Consider the following 19,824-nt stretch of genomic DNA (forward strand, 5'->3'; position numbering starts at 1 on the left):
CTGGGGCGGGTACGGCTGCTGGCCCGGCGCGTACGGCTGACCCGGGACCTGCGGGTATGGCTGGCCCGGCTGCTGCTGGTACGGCTGGCCCGGCATCGGCGGGGCGGCCACCGGCGGCGGGTTGCCGTCGTTGGTCCACAGCCCGTGGGACTGCTGGTGCCGCACCAGGTCCTCGGCAACCATGGCGGCGAGGTTGAAGTAGGCCTCCCGCACCTTGGGCCGCATCATGTCGAGGTCGACCTCGGCACCGGCGGCGAGGTGCTCGTCGAACGGCACCACGATCACCCCGCGGCAGCGGGTCTCGAAGTGCGTCACGATGTCCTCGACCTTGATCATCTTGCCGGTCTCGCGGACCCCGGAGATGACGGTGATCGACCGGGAGACGAGGTCGGCGTACCCGTGCGCGGACAGCCAGTCCAGCGTCGTACTGGCGCTGCTCGCACCGTCCACCGACGGCGTCGAGATGATGATCAGCTGGTCGGCGAGGTCGAGCACCCCGCGCATCGCGCTGTAGAGCAGGCCCGTACCGGAGTCGGTGAGGATCACCGGGTACTGCTTGCCGAGCACGTCGATGGCGCGCCGGTAGTCCTCGTCGTTGAACGTGGTCGAGACGGCCGGGTCGACGTCGTTGGCGATGATCTCCAGCCCGGACGGCGCCTGGGAGGTGAACCGCCGGATGTCCATGTACGAGTTGAGGTACGGGATCGCCTGGACGAGGTCACGGATGGTGGCCCCCGTCTCCCGGCGCACCCGTCGGCCCAGCGTGCCGGCGTCCGGGTTGGCGTCGATGGCGAGGATCTTGTCCTGGCGCTCGGAGGCGAGGGTGGCGCCGAGGGCGGTGGTGGTGGTCGTCTTGCCGACGCCGCCCTTGAGGCTGATGACCGCGATGCGGTAGCAGGACAGCACCGGCGTGCGGATCAGGTCCAGCTTCCGCTGCCGCTCCGCCTCCTCCTTCTTGCCGCCCAGCTTGAAGCGGGACGCGGCAGCCGCGGGCCGGCCGCTCTTCGCCTTCTGCCGCTTGTTGTTGAGCAGCCGGTCCGAGGACAGCTCCACCGCCGCGGTGTAACCCAGCGGCGCGGCACCGGGGTTGGTCGGCTGCCGCTGGTCGTGCTGCATGGGCTGCGGCCAGGCGGCACCGGCACGGGGGTCGGCGGCTGCGGCCTGCGGGGACTCGGGGCTCTGCGGGGGCAGCGGCTGCTGTCCCGGCTGCGGGAAGCCGTAGCCGCTGGGCGGGGTGGGGCCGGTCGGGGCGGGCTGCTGTCCGGGTTGCGGGAATCCGTAACCGCCGGGCTGGGCCGGGGGGTTGGGGGTGCCGGGCTGTGGGAAGCCGTAGCCGCTGGGCGGGGTGGGGCCGGTCGGGGCGGGCTGCTGTCCCGGCTGCGGGAAGCCGTAGCCGGACTGCGGTGTGGGACCGGCGGGGTTCGGTTGGGGCGCCGGAGGCTGCGGGAATCCGTAACCGCCGGGCGGGGTGGGGCCGGTGGGGGTGGGCTGAGGTGCCGGTGCCGGTGCTGCGGGCTGTTCGGCCGTCGGGGCGGGGGCGCCGGGCTGGTTCCAGGCGGCGGGCGCGGGCTGCGGTGCCTGCGGCTGGAACGGCGGCTGCTGTCCGGGCGCGCCCGCGGGCCCCTGCGCGGCGGCCGGCTGCGGCTGACCGGGCATCGGGCCCGGCTGCTGCTGCCCGCCCTGCGCACCCTGTGCGGGCCACTGGGCCGCCGGGGCGGGAGCGGCGGGCTGGTACGACGGCGGCAGCGGGGGCAGTCCGCTCTGCGGTGCCGGCGGGGGAGCCCAGGCGGGCGGCGCGCCCTGGGGGCCCGCGGGGGCGGCCGGGATCACGCTCTGCGGGGCGGTGCCCTGGGGCGCGCCGCTCTCGGGCGTCCCGTCCTGCGACACGGCGTCCGCGTCCGTGGACTGCGGTGCGTCGGACTCGGCTTCGGCGGCCGCGCTGTCCTGGGCCGGCGCTGCGACCGCAGCCTCGGGGGAGTCCTCTGCGGAAGCCCCGCTCCCGGCCTCGGCCGCCTCCTCCGCGCCGGACTCGGCTCCGGCCTCGTTGCCGGCGACCTCGGAGTTCATCGTCGGGTCGGCATCGGTCTCCTCGGCCTCGGAAGCCTCGGAAGCCTCGGAAGCCTCGGAAGCCTCGGAAGCCTCGGAAGCCTCGGAAGCCTCGGAAGCCTCGGAAGCCTCGGCGGCCCCGGAACCGTCGGCCTCGGCGCTTCGCTCGGGGCTGTCCGTGCCGGAGTCGTCGGTACCCGAGTCGTCCCGCGAGGCCGACTCCGCCTCGGCACGGACGCCCTCGGTGTCGGCGGCACTCTCGGGGGAGCCCTCTGCCGAAGGCCCGTTCCCGGCCTCGGCCGCCTTCTCTGCGGCAGCCGCGCGCTCCGCGATCTCGGCCATCTCGCGTTTCAGGGCGACGGCGGAGAACTTCATGGTCGCCCCGCTCTCCAGGTCACCGTTGTCCGGCTCGGACTGCGGGACGGCTGCGGGGGGCGCAGCGACCGGAGCGACGGGAGCCGGGGGCTCCTGCTGGGACGGCTCGGCCTGCTGAGGCTGTTGCTGCGCGTACGCCTGCGGCTGTTGCTGCGGCTCGAACCCCTCGGGCAGCCTCGGCACCGGAACAGGGCTCCCGGCGGGCGGGGTGTGCGCAGCGTACGGCGCTCCGGGACCGGCAGCCGGTGCAGAGGGAGCGAACGGGGCCCCTGGAGCGGGGGCAGGCGGGGCGTACGGAGCCCCGGCAGCGGGAGCGGGCTGAGAGAACGGCGCACCCGAACCCGGAGCCGGCGGAGCGAAGGGGGGCATGCCCGGTGCGGGTGCGGGTGCGGGTGCGGGCGGGGCAGGAGCGGGCGGAACAGGTGGGGCGTACGGGCCCCCGGGCACCGCCGTACCGCCCGCCGGAGTCCCGTGCGGCGGCGGGGTCGGCCCCGGAACAGGTGCCCCCGGAGGGAACGGCGGAGGCGGCGCGGCACCGACACCACCCGGACCACTCGGCATGCCGGAACTGTTCGTGTCACCGGCGCCACTCGCACCACCGGGGCCGGAGGCGGCCGGAGCCGCACCGCTCGCGGGGCCGGAGGCCCCCGACGTCCCCGACGCGTTCTGCGTGTACCAGGCGGGCGGGGCGTAGTCGATGGTGAACTCGCCGGTGGTCTCGAAGGCCGACTCCGCGTCGGGCTGGTCATCGTCGGGTGTGCCCCAGCCCCCGCGCATCCCGTCCCGATCGCTGCTCACAGTTCCTCCTGGTGTGGTCGAGCACCCTCATGTCGTGCCGGGGCGACCATGTCGTGTCGTTCACGTCGTCCGTAGTCGTTCGAGGCAGTCCGATCCACCGGCTCTCCCCCTGGGACGACGAAGCCTGGTCCACGGGGTCTGGTCCACGGGGTCTGGCATCGCGCCCGCTCCCAGCCTAATCACCATGAGGCACACCTCGGCAGGCCCGCCCACCTCTCGGCTCACGCACAACGGCGCAAGCCGCGAACAAACGTCGAACAAACCACGCAGGAGTAACGACGAAGCGTTGAACAAATGGGACGAGGAGGGCCAGTTCAGTCCATCCGGCGCGGTGTACCCAACAATCCGATCTCGGCATCGGTGGGTTGGGTCATCACATACTGCCGGTCACGGTCGGTGCACCACAGTGTCACGCCGTCGGGCAGCGCGGGCAGCGACTCCACCTCGGTCCGGGCAAGCCCCATGGTGCGGCCCAATTCCGCGGCCTCGTCCGGAGAGACCCGCTGGATGCCGGCGAGCCGGGCCTGGCGCAGCAGCCGCGGAGCGACGGGGCTGAGATACGGCAGCAGGGTCAGCACCGACTGCCAGGGCCCCGCCACCGTACGCCCGCGCGGCGGCCGCATACCGCAGTCCCGCACCACGAGCACGGGCGTACCGGCCGACGCACCCTGCGGAGGCACCCGCCCCACGTCGTACACGGCGAGCCCGTTCTGTCCCCCGCCCATGGCGTGCACCATCTGTATCCAGGCCTGCGGCCGCCCGGTCTCCACGGCGACGCGCGCCCCCGTGGCCGCCGTACGCAGCGCCAGCACCTGTGCGGTCCACAGACCGCCGATCAGCACGACGTCGTACGGCGTGGGCCGGTTGACCCCCAGCACGGCCGGCTGTCCTTCGGCGTCCACTCCGGCCACGACGCCGTCGTCCCCGATGGGCAGGGCGAGCGTGTCCAGTTGCTCCACCGGCAGTCCGTGCCGTCCGTGCCGGGGTCCGATCAGCCCGAGCCCGTGCCGCAGTCGCTCCCCCATGCGCCGCGGCCCGGAGGCCGAGGCGGCGTCCGGGGCAGCAGAACTCGCTGTCATCGTCGGAACGGTTGTCACCGCGCACCTCCCAGGGGCAGCGTGGCCAGCATGCCGGGAAGCTGCTCGCGGTCGAGCCGGGCGAGCCCGGCCCCGGCCTGCCGTGCTGCGGCCTCCAAGGCGCGGCGCGCGGCCACAAGTTCGTCGTCACTGCGCCCGGTCACCCGCAGATGCCCGCACAGTGACACCTCCTGCCGCTCACCGCGCGCGAGAGTGAGGCTGAAGGTCGTGGCCAGCGCCGGGATGGCCGTCACCCGGGCGACGAACTGGGGCATCGACTCGCCCCGGCCGCCGCCGAGTTGGGGCCATCGCCTGACCCAGTACGTCGTATGCCGCCGGTTGTCGCACCTCCAGCTGCGCCCGGACTCCTCCGTGCGCCGCTCCCGCGTCTCGCTGCGCCCCGCCTCGGCGGTGACCAGCGGGTTGGCGCAGGCCGAGGTGGCGAGTGCGGCGATCAGCTCCTCCTCGTCCAGCACCCGGGCCCGGAACCCGGCCCCGGTCAGCCGGCTCGCAAGATGGTCGGCGACCCGCACGACACACTTCTGTGCCCCGGCCAGCCCGCCCCCGCGCGCGGCCACGGCCTCCGTGCACAGCTCGGGGTCGAGCTTCAGCGCGATCCAGGTGATGCGCACCGCCGGAGCGCCCGTCTGCTCCTGCAGCGGAAGGTAGTTGGCCACGGCCACGGACTGCTGGGGCAGATGCAGCGCGGGCGCCGGCTGCGTGTGCAGCACGATCTGCGCCGACTCCAGCCGGATTCCGTCCACCTCGAGCGCGTCCCGCACCAGCCCCAGCGGCAGCGGCTGCCGGCTCCGCTCGGCCCGCAGCGCGGTCGCGTCCGCTTCCACCTGGAGTACCGCGGTGACGAAGGTCCCGTCTCCGGCGATCCCGACCGGCCGCCGGTCACGCGCCCCGTAGGAGTAGGTCCGCAGGGCGGGCTCGCACTCCAGGGCGGGCACCAGGGCCGGTTCGGTGCCCGGCGGTATCGGGGTGCTCGCCGCGCTGCGCCGACGTGCCTTCAACTCCCGTGCGGTGCCGAGCCACTCCGGGAGCGAACGGCCGCGCCGCCGGACGAAGGCGACCAGGACCAGAGCCAGAGCGATGACCGCGGCCGGCGCCATCGCCAGCGGACCGACGGCCCAGCCGACGAGCAGGACGGCGGCCGCGATTTCCACGAGCACGATCCGTTGCAAACGGAATGAACTGGCCTGGCCCGGTCGGGGCCTGAGGCCGAGCGTGACCGACGGCCGCGGCGCACCGCCCTGGGCGGAAGCCCCGCGCGCCGCCGAGGCGGACGCATTTGCCCGCCCTCGAGCCGCCGACCGGCCGCGCGATCGCGACCGCGTTCCGGAAGCCATCACTCCATCCCCCCGATTTGCTCACAACTCGCTGGAACCAGGCGCCTGCACACGACCCTGGAGGGCCCAGGTACCCTACCCGCTCCACAGGACTCGCCCCGTACCAGGCATAGTAGGGGCCGGGTCCGACAACGGAGGGCGGGGGAGCGTGTTCCCCGGGCGCACCTCGCGTGAGACACGGGGAGAAACGGGCACAGATGGCATCTCGGCGGGACCAACTCAACGCCTACACCTTCGCGAAGCGCCGCATGCTCGCGTCCTTCGTCCAGTCGTCACCGGACGCCTCGGACGAAGGAGCACCCCGGCCGATGCGCGCCGTCCTGCCCAGCGCGATCGTCGCCGTCGTCGTCCTCGCGGCCTTCGGGGCCTGGGGCATGTTCAAGCCGACGGCCCCGCAGGGATGGGACGACCCCGGACAAAAGGTGATCATCGCCAGCAAGTCGACCACGCGGTACGTGGTGCTGAAGACCAAGGGCAAGGTCCAGCTCCACCCGGTGCTCAACATGGCCTCCGCCAAGCTCGTCCTCGACACCCAGAACGACGTCGACGTCGTGACCGTCGACGAGTCGATCCTCGACAACGGCAAGATCCCGCACGGCGTCACCATCGGCATCCCCTACGCGCCCGACCGTCTGCCCTCCGGCAGTGAGGCGGGCGCCGCCAAGCGCTGGGCCGTCTGCGAACGCCCGAGCGGCAGCGGCGACTCCATCCAGAAGGCCGCGTTCGTCCTGGCCGCCCGCGACCTGGACCGGACCGAGGGCGCCGGGCAGAAGCTGCACGGCGGCGAACTGCTCTACGTCGTCACACCCGAAAAAGTCCGGTACATCGTGGACGCGCAGGGCTGGGCGTACAAGGTGGCCAGCACGGACAGCCTGCTGCTGCAGACCCTCGTGGGCGCCAATCGTGAACCCGAGCACGTGACCCGGGAGTGGATCGACACCCTGCACCAGGGCGACGAGATCAGCTTTCCCCCGATCACCGGCACGCCGGGCGCGGCGGCGGGTGTCTCCGGCCAGCTCGACAGCAGGGCGAACCGCGTCGGCATGGTGCTCAGGGCCCCCGTCAACGGCAAGGAGCAGTTCTACGTCGTCCTGCAGGGCCGGGTCGCCCCGATCTCCGACTTCGTCGCCCAGTTGCTCCTGGCCAGCGAGAACCTCGTGAAGCTCGGCCAGGCCGGGCACGCACAGGAGGTCAGCTCGGGCGCCTTCGAGCAGGGGCAGCCGTTCGGCGCCGAGCACAAGTGGCCCACCGCATCGCCCACCGCCGTCAACGAGGCCTCCACCTCCAGCGGCAGCCGCAACACCGTCTGCAACGTGCTGCGTGACGTCAACGGCAAGAACGGCGAGACGACGCTGAGCACCTGGGCGGGCGCCGACTTCCCCGCGGTTCTGCCCACTGGTTCCTCCAGCGCGTACGTGACCGCGGGCTCCGGCCAGCTCTACCGCCAGTTCCAGGGCACGGAGACCAAGGCGGGCCCGGTCTTCCTGGTCACCGACACCGGCCTGCGCTACGCCCTCCAGTCCAACGACGACAGCGCCACGGACGACGCCGGCATCGGCACGACGGCCAAGCAGCGCCAGCAACTCCAGCAGGAGGCCAAGCTGGCCCAGACCCACCTCGGGTACGCCGACGTGGATCCCGCGCCGATCCCCGCTGCCTGGTCGAAGTTCCTGCCGACGGGCCCCCGGCTGTCGACGGCCGCGGCACGCCAGCCGCAGGGTTCGTGAGAGGTACGACGATGCCCTCCACCCACATCACTCCGCTGCCCGGGCTCCGTATCCGTACGACCCTGGCCGCGTCCCTCGCCACGGCCGCCGCCTGCACCCTGCTGGCGGCACCGCAGGCGGCCGCCGACTCCGGCTCCGACCAGTGCACCTTCTCCAAGACGAACCACAAGTACACAGGGACGCCCTGGGCCCTGCAGCGGGTCAACCTGGACGCGCTGTGGAGCCAGTCGAAGGGCAAGAACGTCAAGGTGGCCGTGATCGACACGGGCGTCGACACGGCCAACCCACAGCTCACCCACGCGGTGGACGGGTCCCTGGGCAAAAACCTCCTGCCCACGAAGGACGGCAAGGGACAGCCGGTCGAAGGCGCCAAGTCCAAGCCCACGACGGACACGGTGGGCCATGGCACCCGCGTGGCGGGCATCATCGCGGCCCGCCCCGCGAAGGGCACGGGCTTCGTCGGGCTGGCCCCCCGGGCCACCATCATCCCGATCAAGCAGAACGACGCGGAGGGCCACGGAACGGCCGCGACGCTGGCCGCCGCCATCCGGCACGCGATCAAGGCCAAGGCCCAGGTCATCAACATCTCCCAGGACACCGCGAACGCGGTCAAGCCGGACCCGGACCTGCAGCGGGCGGTCAACGAGGCCCTCGCCGCCAAGATCGTGGTCGTCGCCTCCGCGGGAAACGACGGCGTCGGCGGCAACGTCAAGAAGACGTACCCGGCGTCGTTCGACGGAGTCCTCGCCGTCGCGGCCTCGGACCGCAACAACGAACGCGCGGCGTTCTCCCAGTCCGGCGACTTCGTCGGTGTCGCAGCCCCCGGCGTCGACATGATCTCCACGGTTCCCATGGGCGGCCACTGCTCGGACAACGGCACGAGCTTCTCCGCACCGTACGTGGCCGGCGTGGCCGCCCTCATCAAGGCCAAGCACCCCACCTGGACGGCCCGCGAGGTCGTGGCCCAGATCGAGCAGACGGCCGAACGCTCCATCGCCGGGCACGACCGCCTGGTCGGCTGGGGTGTGGTCGACCCGGTCCGCGCCCTCACGGAGGACGACCACCCGATCGAGTCCCCGCACCCCGACGCGGGCCTCACCCATGCGGAGGCACCCACCCCCGCGAAACTCACCATGGGCGAGACCCCGGAGGAGTACAACGCCCGCCTGGCCACGTATGTCGCGGTCGGCGTCGCGGCGTTGGTGGCGGGGCTCGGCGGGGGAGCGGTGGCGTTGCGGGACGCGCGCAGGAGGCGCCGGGGGCTGGAAGGCCAGGCATGACCTCGATGTCTGTCGCGGTCTTCCTCGGGTCCGCCGGGCTGATCGCGATGGCCTGCATCAAGGCGGACCGGGTACGTGCCTGGCGCGAGAGCCTCAACCCCTCGGCTCCCGACATCCCGGACTCCGCTTTCGCCGTGGCCCGCGTCGTGCTGCTCGTGATGGCCGCGCTCGGGGTCTTCGTCGGTGTCCAGGGTCTGGACACCGACGACAGGGCGCAGTGGAGCGACGGCGAACTGACCAGCGCGGTACGAGGTGCCACGGACGCGCTGGACGGTGACTTCACCTACGGTGCCTACAAGGACGACACATCCACCGACTTCGAAGGCGAATACGCCACGAAGATCGAGGACGAAATCGCGGAACAGGGCGGCGGTGACGCCCCCGGGTTCGGCGTGGACGCCGCCCTCAGCGGTCCCGAGAAGCCGAACGAGGCCTACTACCTCATCACGGCCGACGGAGCGGGTTCGACCTTCTGCATGCACGTCGAGCGCAGGCGGGACAAGGAAGGCGACCGCGAGGAGCCGGGGATCGCCGGGAGGACGGTCACAGTGCCGAAGTTCGTGTTCGCTGTGACCAGCCGGGCCGGGGAGTGCTGAAGGGTTCTCAGGCGTCCTTCAGCACAGCCGACGGCTTCCTGCCGTCCTGAACCTCTCCAGCCCGCTGCGCGAAGACAGACGCGAACTTGGTCAGGAACGAATCCGTCATCTCGACGCGGGGAACGGATTCGGCCATGCTCAACATGATGACGCTGCCGACACGTACCTGAACCAGCAATCCCTTCGAGCCCTTCGCCATGGAAGCACCCAAACCGGCCACGGCATCACGCTGTTCACCGACCTCGCCGACATTCACGTGTCGTGACGAGGGGACTTGCGCCTTCCAGGCCGTCCAGACGGCCTTGTATGCCGATTTCGCGGTCGCCGAGTCCTGGTACGTCTGGACGATGAAGGAAAGGTCGGGCCTCCCCTGCTGGTGGAAGGCCGAGGCTCCGTGGAAGCGGACACGCGCGCAGGAATCCGGCGCTTCTCCGTAACAACGGCCCATACCCATCGACCGGGCCTTCTGCAGCGAGTAGGCGGTCGGCTCCAGCGAGACCTTCCATCCTGGGAGCACACGGGCATCCGGGAGCATTCCCTCGGTCCGTGTCTCGTCGAGAGTGACCGCTTCTCCTGTCCCGCCGCTGCACCCGCTCAGGAGAGCGAGCGAGGCACCGGCGGCCACAGCGGTCTTACGAACACTCATCGGATTTCTCCACGGCCTTCGTGTATGCAGCGGCCAGCTTCTTCATGGCAGCCGTATCAGCGAGATCGGAGGCCCGGACCCCGAACGACGTGTACAGCACGTGCTGGGAGTGATCAGGGTTGTGGCAGTCCTTGATGCGCGTCACGGCGCCGGTCCCGCTGTAGAGGGAGGTGCCGTCGTCGGACATTTCGGCCGAACCCAGTTGAGGATTGCCGGAGGCCACCGTGGCGATGGACACGTTCTCCTCCCACCACTCCTGATTCGCCGTCAGTGCCCACTTGCCGTCGACGTCGACCCGGCAGAGTCGCCGGCCGGGTACCGGATGCGTACCCCGAACCCCGACCTCCTTGCCCGAGGGAAGGAAGGGGGAGATCAGGTCCGGGTCGACCGAGACGCCGCACAACTCTGCGGGCACGGTGTAGGCCTTCTTCCCGTCGGACCCCGAGCAGCCGACGAGCATGCCGAACACCGCCAGCATCACTGTCGTTTCCACGACTCGCCGAGACATCAAATGCCAATCCTCCTTGTCCGGGTAACCCGGATGTCAGATGTCGGTGACGAGCTCGGGTCCGACTCGCTCCATGTAGGTGCCGCCCTCCAGGAACCCCTGAGAGGAGGAATCCTCTGCCCACGTGGCTATATCGCCATGGTGGGCGAGATGGTAGGCCTGAGCTGCCTCGAAAGCGGCCCTCCGGGTGTATTTCTGATTGTTCACGGAGCCGTTCTGCCAGTTCTCGCCCATCTTGGCACCGGCGTCGTCCTTGGCGCTGCCTTCGGCGTCCTTGAACAGCTCTTCCAGAATCACGCTGGTCGCGGTTCCGGCAGCGCCGCCCACTCCGGCACCGACCGCGGGGGACGCGATGAAGGACGTACCGACGCCCACGCCGGTGCCGACGCCTCCGGACAGGACGTTCTTCCACTGGGACACCGAGTGGTCGAATTCCTTGTCCTTGACGTCGGCCGGGCCCGCGACCGCTTCGTTCCGGCCCATGGCCAGGGTCCCCGATACCTGACCCGAGTGGCGTGCGATGTCCCGGATGGTGAGTTCCATGTCGTCATTCGGCCGCTCGCTCGCCGGCAGATCCGGGTTCAGGTGGTATTCCATCAGCTTGCCCATGTACCGCTTCTGGCCCACTTCGACGGCCGCATAGCCGTCGGGGTCCTGACCGACGGCGAAGAGGAACCGGGAGACCTCACGGTGGTCCAGATCGGCCGCCGCGCCGTCGACGGGATAGAGCTTCTGGGCGCGGTCCCAGGCCGCCTGGCCGTCCTCGTCGCCCTTGTCCGGATGCTGGTCCACGTCGGTTGTCGCGCGGTCGATGTCGGGCAGGTACTCGGAGGCGATCTGACCCATGCTGTCCGACATGAAACTGTGATCCGTGAGGCGCCCGTTGTCGTCCGAGATCGAGGACACGATGTTCTCGAACAGCTTGGTCTGCCCCGGGTTGTGGGCGGGGGTGTCCAATGTGGGCAGTTCTCCGGCGGGATGCCCGGTGGTCGCCGCCTCCAGGGCCGCAGCGAGATTGTTGCGGCCGTCGATGCTCTCGCCCTGGCTGAGATCGCTGTTGCTCTCGTGCGGCCAGTGCCGGTCCTCGAAGAGGTACTTGAAGTTGGAGACGGCGTTCTTGTGGTCTTCGTCCTTCGGGAGGAAGTCGTCGTTGAAGAACTCCGTTGCGGCATCAGGGCTGTTGGAGAGCCCCTTGAGGTAACCCGACATGGGATCCCAGCCGGAGTCGCCCGACATGTGGTTGAGGTACGGGTCGAAGCCGAGCCGCTGCCATGCGGTGTGCTTGCCGTCGTCCGTGAACTTGCGCTCGGTCTCCATGAGGCTCTTGCCGTACTGCGTCATGAAGTCGTCGTCGTAGTTGCCGGCGCGCATGAGGTTGCTCATGACCTGGAACCCGAGAATGTTGCCGCGCTTGCCGTTGACAGGCTGGTCGCCGAGGTCGACCATCTGCCGCTTCCACTCGGTCATGTCGGCCGTGTCGCTCTGGCTGGCGGTGGCGAGGGTGAGGCCGAGGTTCTTCTGCAGCTCGCCGAGCTGCTCGCGCCGCTCCCTGGTGATGTCGGGGCTGACCTGCGGATCGGCGACGTTGGCCCAGAAGGACAGCGTCTTCTCCGGGCCGAGGTCCTTCGCGAAGCGCTCGGAGAACAGCGGGTCGTCGTGGTACTTCTTCAGCCCCGCGTTCAGCCGGTCGAAGTCCTCGACCGACAGGTCGTCGGGATCCTGCTTCGCGAGCTTGGCCATCTCGTCGGCAGCCTTGACGGCCTCCGCGGCTTCGTCCCGGTTCTTGTAGCTGGCGTCGGAGAAGCCCATCGCGCTCTGGTCCGCGATCGCCGTCAGGACGTCCTTGGCCGTGTTGTCGCTCTGGCCGGCCTTGCTGAGGATGCCCTGGATCTCGTCGCGGAGGTCGTCGACGTCCTTCTGGTTGGTCGTGCTCGTGTTGCCGCTGGGGTCCGACTGCCAGTCGGGGCGGGTGTTGCCGGTGACCGTGAAGCCGCCGTTGCCGGTGTCGACCACGGTGAGGTTCTTCCCCTGCCCCCGTGAAACCGCCTCGGTCAGCTGCCGGTGGTATTCCTTCAACTCGTCCCGGGTGTCACTCAGGATGTTGTGGATGGTGGTGGCCTGCGTGTGGGCGTCGGTGAACTCGCCGGCGGTCTTGCCGATGAACTCCTTGGACACCTGCGCGTTGATGCCGACCCAGTCGGCCTTGTTCGCGGCCTTGTGCAGACTGTCCTCGGCGTCCTTCTTCAGTTCGACCAGGTGCTTCACGAGCGTCGACCAGTCGGTGACGGCGTCGTCGAGCAGCTTGAAGTTGGCGTGGAACAGAGCGTTGAAGTCCATTGGTTGTCTTCGTCCCCTGGGGTAGCGATGTCAGCCGGTGCGGGCGGGCGATGTCGTCGTCTGCTCCCGGGCGCCGCTACTCCTTCTTCTTGCTCTTGTCCTTCTCCCCGTAGACGGGGTTCTTCTCGCCCGGAGCCCCGACCCGCTCGTCGAACCCGGCGTCCAGCGCATCGATGCTGCTCATCTGCCGCTGGATGTAGTTGTCGTCGTTCGCGTGGATGCTCTTGGTGACCTGCATGTGGTTCGAGATCTGGGCGCATGCGTCCATCAGGGACTTCAACTGGTCGTCCCACCGGTTCGACACGTGCTGGAGCCCCGCCCCGAGTGAGAAGCCCTGCTTCGAGAGGTCACCGGCCGCGGAGTCACTGCTGGGAACGGCGACGCGGGCCTTGTCCCACAGCTGGTTGTACAGGTGGTGCGCAGCGCCGCCGATCTTCACCAGATCGCCGTGCCCGACTTTGAGGTCACCGGTCTGACTGGGCTGTGCGGTGTAGCCGCCCCCACCGTCGACCTGGTTCAGCTGCATGTGCGCCGACTGACCCTCGGCTGCCTGTGCCTTGAGCTGCTCCCACTCGTCCCAAGCCATGGAAGGACCCTTCCCCCGTGCCGACGTTCCGGTGCTCGGTCAAATTAGCAACCCCGCCAAAGGAAAGAGTAGGTCATGTCTGAAATGTATCGTTTGTCTCGTGTGAAAGTTCGGAGAACATGTGCACCTGCGATCGACCGGTGAGGCCGCGGCGAGGAGCCGCAGAGCTACTGAACTGCGGCTCAGCCGACCTGCGGGCTGCCCTTCGGCAGATCGTCCGCACCGTCACAAGTCCACAGCTTCTGGGACTCCAGTCGGAGGGTGTCCGCTGCGAGTGAAGCAACCTTCCGGATTACGGCCCGATCTGTCGTCTTCTCGTACGTGACGTCGACCTCGACCAGTGCCTTCGTTTTGTCCTGTGCGGATGAGCAGTTGGTAAAGAGGTAGGCGGTGTCTCCCTCGTGGAACCCCTTGGCCTCACCGAAAGCGATCCGAGTGGCAGCGACACTTGCGTCGCGTGCTACGTCCTTCATGGTGTAGTCAGACCCGACGTAGAGGCTGTGCTTGATCGTTACCGCCTTCCCCCCGCCGTACACTTTGCACGTCCCGGGCACCTTTGCGGCGTAACCTCCCATTGGGTTGAAGCTGCCGGTATGCCATTCCGTGAACGGTTCGCCCTTCTCAGGCAGGAGTGCCTTCACGTCCACTCCTGGAAGCGCGTTGTCGCACACACGCGCCGGTACCGCGACGGAGGGCTCTTCGGACGGCCACAGCTTCCAGGTCAACGCTCCGGCGACAGCGAGGACCCCCACGACAGCAAGAGTGATCCACATCGTGAACCGTCGGCTCTGCATTTCAGTCGCATTCACGAGCTACTTCCCAATTCTCTGACGACCCAGACCGTAGGAATCCTCGATCTCTCGCTTGGCGGCCAAGGCCTGACTCTTTGCATTGGTCTCGTCGTAGCCGGCTTCCTTGGCTGCGGTGTACGTGGCGTCGTAGATCGACTGCGCTGAGCTGCCTCGCTGATCTTCCAGGAACTTGTCCCGATTTTGCAGGGCCTCAGGACTGGAATCCCTGGTGAAGTTCGACACGACCGATTCCTGGATGTCCTCCACCACCCAGCCAGCCACCTCACCGCCCACCGGAATCTTGCCGATACCCATACCAATGATGCGTCCGGCCCATTTGTCTGCCGTGGCGACACCCTCATTGAATTCCGCGTCCTCGGCGATTTTTTCGTCAACGACTGTCTGTGTGCGGGACTCTGCCATGATGCCGGCGATCTCGCCTCCAGGGGCGATCCGGTTGGCGATCTCCGGAGCCAGTTCCTTGTATCTGTCCGCGTGATGGAACGCGTCGTTGACGAGGTCCGTGGTCACCGACTCCTGAGAGGTAATGATGGCACCGTAGGCATCGGGATCCTTCCCGACCGCCCCCAGGAAGTTCTTGAGCACACCGGGTGAAAGACCCTCGGGATCGGTCTTGACGTCGAAGTCCCCGAGATGCGCGCCAGCCCCGTGGGTCCCCACCACGGTCCCCCCGTCCCCCATGAAGGCCCCCTGCACATCCCGCATGTAGTCGGCGGTGATGTTTCCCAGACTGTCCCGCAGGGGTGAGTCGTCCAGATCCTCGGGGTTGGCGCCGTAGCGCTCGACGAGTTTGTGGAAGATGTCGGCCGCCTCCTTGGAATGCGGAGGTGACACGGCTTCGCTGCCGTAGGGCAGGCCGGTGGTCGCCGCCTCCAAGGCGTGGCCGAGGGCGTCAGGGCCGTAGCCCATGACCGCCTTGGCCTTGTCCTCGTCTGCAAGGACGTTCGCGCTGTTCGTATCCATCGTCCACTCGAAGTCCTTGTCGGTGAACAGGTCGAAATACGAGTCGAAGCCCAACTTGCCGTCCTTCTTGACCGTGCCGTCCTCGTTGTATGCGGTCGGCGGCTGGGTGAAGAACTTCTCCGAAGCCTCGGGGCTGTTCCCCAGCGCTTCCAGGACGCTGTTGAGCGGTTCGTTGCCAGTGCCGAGATCGCCGGAGGGATTGAAGCCGTAGATGTCCGGGTTGCCGGTCGGCTTGTTCGACAGGAAGAAGTACGGGTCCTTCTTGTGGAGCTGGGTGATGTGCTCCGCGATGGGGTTGAGGAACCGGGAGTCGTAGTTGCCGTAACGCAGCAGGCCGCCGAGCACCTGGTAGCCGTACGGCTTGTTCCACTGACCTTTCTCCCAGCCGATCTGCTGGGTGCCGAGGCGTCGGAGGTCAGCGCCCCAGTTGTCGGACAGGTGATGCTTGTGGTCCGGGTCCGTGGCGTTGGCGAGCGTGTACCCCATGACTCTCTGCAGGTCCTGCACTTCGTTGAGCCGGGTCTTGGTCGCGTCGCCGCTGGTGCCGTCGATCGACATCTCGGCGTAGAACTGCAGCGCCTCCTCCGGCCCGCCGAGACCCTGGTAGAACTCGGTGGCGAACTCACCGTCCTTTTCACCGGAGTTGAACCGCAGCAACTGGTTGAGTTCGCGCAGCTCCGCGTCGGACATCTTGTGGCCTTTGCGTGCCAGCTCCACGGCCCGCTCGACCTCGGCGTCGTTCAGGGAGCCGTACTTGCTGTGGCCTGCGTTGTAGGGGTCGTTGCCGTGGCTCTTCGCGAGCGCCCGGGCGACCGTGGCGTCGATCTCGGCTGCGTGGGCGAGGATCCGGTTGATCCGGTCCTCCAGCTCCTGCCTGGCGTCGAGTTGCTTCTGTGTGCGCTCGTCGGAGTCACCGCGGACATGGGGGAAGAAACAGCGGACCCTGCCGTCGCCGATGTCCTCGACGCGGATACCCAGATTCGCAGCGTCCACCTCGACGGCCGTCTTCATCTGCTTCTGCAGTGAGACGAGTTCAGCGTGCCCGTCCTCGAGAACCTGATAGATGCTGTTCGCCTCGGTGTGGAGGTCCGAGACCTCCTTGACCGTCTTGGTGATGAACTCCCTTGTCACCGTCGCATTGACGCCGGCCCACTGGGCGGAGTCCGACTTGGTCTGCATCCCCTTACGGGCGCTGTCCGCCGACTTCCTGAGGCCGTCGACGGCCTTCTTCCAGTCCCCCACGGCAGCGGAAAGCTTGTCGAGGTCCACCTCAACGAGGTCTGTGAACGTCAGAGCCATCGGAGGACCTCCTACTTGAAGTACTCGTTGAGCTGGGACACGGGCACGGCCGAGCCATCACGGCCGCGGAGCACGGCACCGATCTCGGCGTCGTCCTCCGCGTGACGTTTCTGGGTGTAGTCGAGGTGGTCGGAGATGTGTGCGCAGGCCTGCAGTACCGACTTGACCTGCGAGGTCCACATCTCCACGGTTGTCTCCAGGGCGCTGCCTGTCCGGAACCCGTGCGACTTCAGACTGGCCGCGGCCTGCATCGTCGAGCCGGCAGAGCCGCGACCGGACCCAGCGGCGGCGATGTCGGCCCGGCTCTTGACGTCGTGGTACAGGATGTTGGCTTCGTGTCCGACGGCGCCCAGGTCGTCCTGGTGAACCACCAGGTCCCCGCTTCCGCCGCCACCGTCCGCCGGAAGCTGGTTGAGGCGCATGTGAGTCGCTTGCTGTCCGCTCGCCTGGGCTTTGAGGTGCTCCCACTCGTCCCATGCCATGGAAGGGCTCCTTCCCCCGCGTGCATGCGTCAGTGCCGGGTCAAAGTAGCAACCCGAGTCGAGCAAAATCTGTCCCTTGCCACTCATGGGTGACTTGCCTGGCCTGAAATTTCAGGGGGCGTGCCCTTGCCCAGTCGCCCGTAGAGCGGTCCCGGTTGCCTGCCCCCTCGAGAGCGACCGAGTGGTTCGGCAACACGGGTCTGCTTCCTCAGTGTGAGGTTTTGTGGTTGCAAAGTTCTGGTTGTGGTGGACCGGAGCGTCTGGACTACCGGGCGGATGTGAAAGTTCTGCACGGATGTCGGGATGTACGTGTCCTGATTGGCCCGGTTGCCGGTCTTGCGTGATCTGAAGTCGGTCACTTCGGGACACCACTGCAACTGAACCGTCGCAGAGTTCAGTTGGCCTCGATTTACACAGTGACTACAGTGGTCGGGGATAGATCGGGATGCGGCTGAGTGCCGCTCGGTCTGTTCGGCTGTACCAACGGGGAGACGGGGAAGGGGTCGCAGTGGCCAACGGTGGCGGCTCGGGCATGAGGCGCGGTGTCGATGCGCTGCAGGAGTTCAAGGGCAAACTCGACGACGCGCTGTCGGACTTCGAGGGCGGGCACGGAGGCCCGTCCAAGATCGCGCAACAGTCACTCAACCGATCGTCGTTCGGCGGCACCACCGCACCGTTCGACGAGGCCGGCGACCTGCACACGGCGTACGAGACCGTCCACTCGCGCCTCACCCACCTGTCGAAGACCCTGGGGCTGCACATCGAGGCTCTGAAGCTCGCATCGCATGCTGCCGACGTCACCTACGACGGGACCGAGGACGAAGTCCGGCGGCGGTTCTGGCAGATCCGGGCGCAGATCGACGCGCAGTACCAGGAGGAAGTGAAGAAGGGTGCTCCCGCGGACAAGCAGGGGGCGGGACACAAGGGCGACGACGAGGCGACGGGGAAGACGGACCTCAAGTGAGCGACGACTGGAAGCAGAAACCCGAGTACAAGTCCGCTGCGCAGGGGGTCGACAAGGAAGTCGACCAGCAGGTCACCCCCATTACGACCGCGCAGAACGTACTGGCACACATGCCGTTCTTCGGTGGTGGCGTCCGGGTCAACCTCGTCGGATCGACGAACTTCGAGGATCACGACCTCAACGACATGATCGACCTCGTCGAGCATGCCAATCCCGAGCACCTCGAACTGACCAGTAAGTCCCTGTTCGACGCCGGCAAGTCCATTCGCAAGGCCGCGACGGACCTGGAACAGCACCTCAAGGTCGATTGGGAGGGCAAGGGCGCCGAGTCCTTCCACGACTACACACAGCAGCTCATCAAGTACACCCACGGCCTCGCGGGATACGCCGACGAAGCCGGCACTCACATCTCCGTGGCGGCTACCGGACTCGCCTCCGCCCGCATTTCCATGCCCCCCAGGGACACCCGGCCGGCAGCCGAGCAGAAGCTGCCCACCCAGCTGCCCAAGGCAAAGCAGGTCGACGGCAACCCGGACTATGCGGCCGCGTTGAAGGTCGAGAAGAACCGGCAAGAGGCCATCAACCAGATGAACCGGTTGGCCTCGTACTACAAGGTCGCGGCGACGGACCTGGGCAAGCAGAAGGAGCCGGAACCGGTCAAGCCGATCACGGACGTCGGAGTGCCGAGACAATGGGCTGACGACCAGAAGCAACGGTACGGTTCGGGGTCGCCGTCGGCGGCGCCGACGGCCACGCCCCGGGGGGACCTCGGGGAAGGTCACGCCGGTACGGCCACGTCGACCGGGACTGTGGTTCACGGGCACGTTGTTCCGCCCGTCAAGGAAGTGCACGAGCCCAGCACGCCTACGGGCCACGATGTCGGCACGGAAATCAACACCACAACCACTCTGCCTCCGCAGGCGCCCGCCACACCGCCTACGTCTCAGGTGCCCACTCTGCCGACAACTGGTGGAGGCGGTGGGCAGATGCCCCCGCTGCCCCCGGGGCCGATGGCGCCTCCCGTCACACCGACGTCGGGTCGCACCCCCGGCTACGGGCCGGCCGGCCGGCCCCCCGTGACCGCGCAGGGGCGCACCGGCCCTTCGAGCACCGGAAGCGGGCGAGTGCCGCAGGGACCCACCGGCCAGCCGGGGCGTACGGTCGCCGGTGGGCGTGTTCCGCAGGGCCCTGTGGGCCAGGCGGGACGTTCCGTCCCTGGCGGTCGAGCGCCGCAGGGCCCGATGGGACAGGCCGCCCGTGCCATGGGGCGTACCGCCCCGACGGGCCAGCCGGGTGCACGGGGACCTGTTCAGGCCGGTCGTTCGCCGATGGGACGCCCTGTCACCGGCGGAATCCCGAAGGCCACCAACACGCCCGGCGGACGTACCGGGACAACCGGTCCCATCGGGCCGGCGCGCAACGGTGTGGTGGGCGGCAAGCCCGTCACGGGCCGTACGTCCGGAGGGCCGACCAATCCCCGTGTCCCGCACGGTATGGTCGTCGGCGCCGAGGAACCGGCCTCCTCCACGCCGCAGAAGGGCGCCATCGGACAGCGCGGCGTCGTCGGCGCCCCCACGGCGAAAGCCGAACCCGGGGCGGGACAGGCGGTGCTGCGCTCGGCGAGCAACCCCGAGGGTGCCATTGGTGCCCCCCGCGGCTCCGTGAAGGGCTCCGAATCGAGCGGTGCCGGAATCGGCCGCGGTGCCCTGGGCGGCCGTCAGGGCTCGGGTGGCGAGGCCGGTCGTACCGGTGGGACTGCCGATAAGGAACAGCGCCACCCGTCGCAGCAGCGACGCGATGTGCCGAAGACGAGCGACTGAACACGAGGACGTACACAGGCATGAAGCCAGGGACCGGCCGACGCGGCACGAAGATGCCCCTCCTGACGAGGCGCAATGCGCGGCGTCTGTCTGCCGTGTGTTCCGCGCTCGGCGCGCTCGTCGCCACGTCGGCGACGCTTGCTCCGGAAGCCGC

15 protein-coding genes are annotated in these 19,824 nt (G+C 68.6%); 5 read left to right on the top strand and 10 right to left on the bottom strand.

The features are described 5' to 3' along the window. The 3 genes from ABZ471_RS02995 to eccE all read right to left on the bottom strand — a co-directional run. The coding region (locus ABZ471_RS02995) for an SCO5717 family growth-regulating ATPase (protein ID WP_359061800.1) at positions 1-3,198 on the bottom strand (3,198 nt) is incomplete at its 3' end. Between the two features lie 335 nt (positions 3,199-3,533). Then, positions 3,534-4,298 (bottom strand): hypothetical protein, encoded by a 765-nt coding sequence (locus ABZ471_RS03000; protein ID WP_359061728.1) that lies wholly within the window; start codon positions 4,296-4,298, stop codon positions 3,534-3,536. A 14-nt stretch (positions 4,299-4,312) separates the two neighbouring features. Next, complete coding sequence (gene eccE / locus ABZ471_RS03005) at positions 4,313-5,650, bottom strand: type VII secretion protein EccE (protein WP_359061730.1); 1,338 nt, start codon at positions 5,648-5,650, stop codon at positions 4,313-4,315. 197 nt (positions 5,651-5,847) lie between these two features. Here eccE and eccB point away from each other — a divergent pair, with 197 nt between their 5' ends. From eccB to ABZ471_RS03020, 3 genes are read left to right on the top strand one after another with little or no spacing between them, the layout of a single operon-like run. Next, the gene (gene eccB / locus ABZ471_RS03010) at positions 5,848-7,377 is read left to right on the top strand and encodes a type VII secretion protein EccB (protein WP_359061732.1); all 1,530 of its coding nucleotides are present in this window, start codon (positions 5,848-5,850) and stop codon (positions 7,375-7,377) included. A gap of 11 nt (positions 7,378-7,388) precedes the next feature. Beyond that, the gene (mycP, locus tag ABZ471_RS03015) at positions 7,389-8,657 is read left to right on the top strand and encodes a type VII secretion-associated serine protease mycosin (protein WP_359061734.1); all 1,269 of its coding nucleotides are present in this window, start codon (positions 7,389-7,391) and stop codon (positions 8,655-8,657) included. After that, positions 8,654-9,253 carry a hypothetical protein gene (locus ABZ471_RS03020; RefSeq protein ID WP_359061736.1) on the top strand — a complete coding sequence of 200 codons (600 nt, stop codon included), beginning with the start codon at positions 8,654-8,656 and terminating at the stop codon, positions 9,251-9,253. Before mycP ends, ABZ471_RS03020 begins: the two co-directional genes overlap by 4 nt. Positions 9,254-9,260: 7 nt before the next feature. On the opposite strand, the gene ABZ471_RS03025 is transcribed toward ABZ471_RS03020, so the two are convergent. The 7 genes from ABZ471_RS03025 to ABZ471_RS03055 form a co-directional block, all read right to left on the bottom strand. Continuing rightward, the gene (locus ABZ471_RS03025) at positions 9,261-9,899 is read right to left on the bottom strand and encodes a hypothetical protein (RefSeq protein ID WP_359061738.1); all 639 of its coding nucleotides are present in this window, start codon (positions 9,897-9,899) and stop codon (positions 9,261-9,263) included. Continuing rightward, a complete protein-coding gene (locus ABZ471_RS03030; protein ID WP_359061740.1) occupies positions 9,886-10,407 on the bottom strand; it encodes a hypothetical protein in 522 nt (173 codons plus the stop codon). Before ABZ471_RS03030 ends, ABZ471_RS03025 begins: the two co-directional genes overlap by 14 nt. A 36-nt stretch (positions 10,408-10,443) precedes the next feature. Beyond that, positions 10,444-12,744, bottom strand: a complete 2,301-nt coding sequence (locus ABZ471_RS03035) for a hypothetical protein (RefSeq protein ID WP_359061742.1) — start codon at positions 12,742-12,744, stop codon at positions 10,444-10,446. A 76-nt stretch (positions 12,745-12,820) separates the two neighbouring features. Next, positions 12,821-13,330: a hypothetical protein gene (locus ABZ471_RS03040; protein ID WP_359061744.1), complete on the bottom strand. Its 510-nt coding sequence runs from the start codon at positions 13,328-13,330 to the stop codon at positions 12,821-12,823. A gap of 182 nt (positions 13,331-13,512) precedes the next feature. Next, complete coding sequence (locus ABZ471_RS03045; protein ID WP_359061746.1) at positions 13,513-14,139, bottom strand: hypothetical protein; 627 nt, start codon at positions 14,137-14,139, stop codon at positions 13,513-13,515. A gap of 3 nt (positions 14,140-14,142) precedes the next feature. After that, positions 14,143-16,404: a DUF6571 family protein gene (locus tag ABZ471_RS03050; RefSeq protein ID WP_359061748.1), complete on the bottom strand. Its 2,262-nt coding sequence runs from the start codon at positions 16,402-16,404 to the stop codon at positions 14,143-14,145. 11 nt (positions 16,405-16,415) lie between these two features. After that, complete coding sequence (locus ABZ471_RS03055; RefSeq protein WP_359061750.1) at positions 16,416-16,886, bottom strand: hypothetical protein; 471 nt, start codon at positions 16,884-16,886, stop codon at positions 16,416-16,418. Between the two features lie 508 nt (positions 16,887-17,394). Between ABZ471_RS03055 and ABZ471_RS03060 the strand changes: the two genes are divergently transcribed. Further along, a complete protein-coding gene (locus ABZ471_RS03060; RefSeq protein WP_359061752.1) occupies positions 17,395-17,850 on the top strand; it encodes a hypothetical protein in 456 nt (151 codons plus the stop codon). Next, on the top strand, positions 17,847-19,670 hold the full coding sequence (locus ABZ471_RS03065) for a hypothetical protein (RefSeq protein WP_359061754.1): 1,824 nt from the start codon (positions 17,847-17,849) through the stop codon (positions 19,668-19,670). The genes ABZ471_RS03060 and ABZ471_RS03065 overlap by 4 nt, the downstream gene beginning before the upstream one ends. The last annotated feature ends 154 nt before the right edge of the window (positions 19,671-19,824 follow it).

This window comes from Streptomyces sp. NPDC005728 (genome assembly GCF_040630895.1).
Classification (GTDB): Bacteria; Actinomycetota; Actinomycetes; order Streptomycetales; family Streptomycetaceae; genus Streptomyces.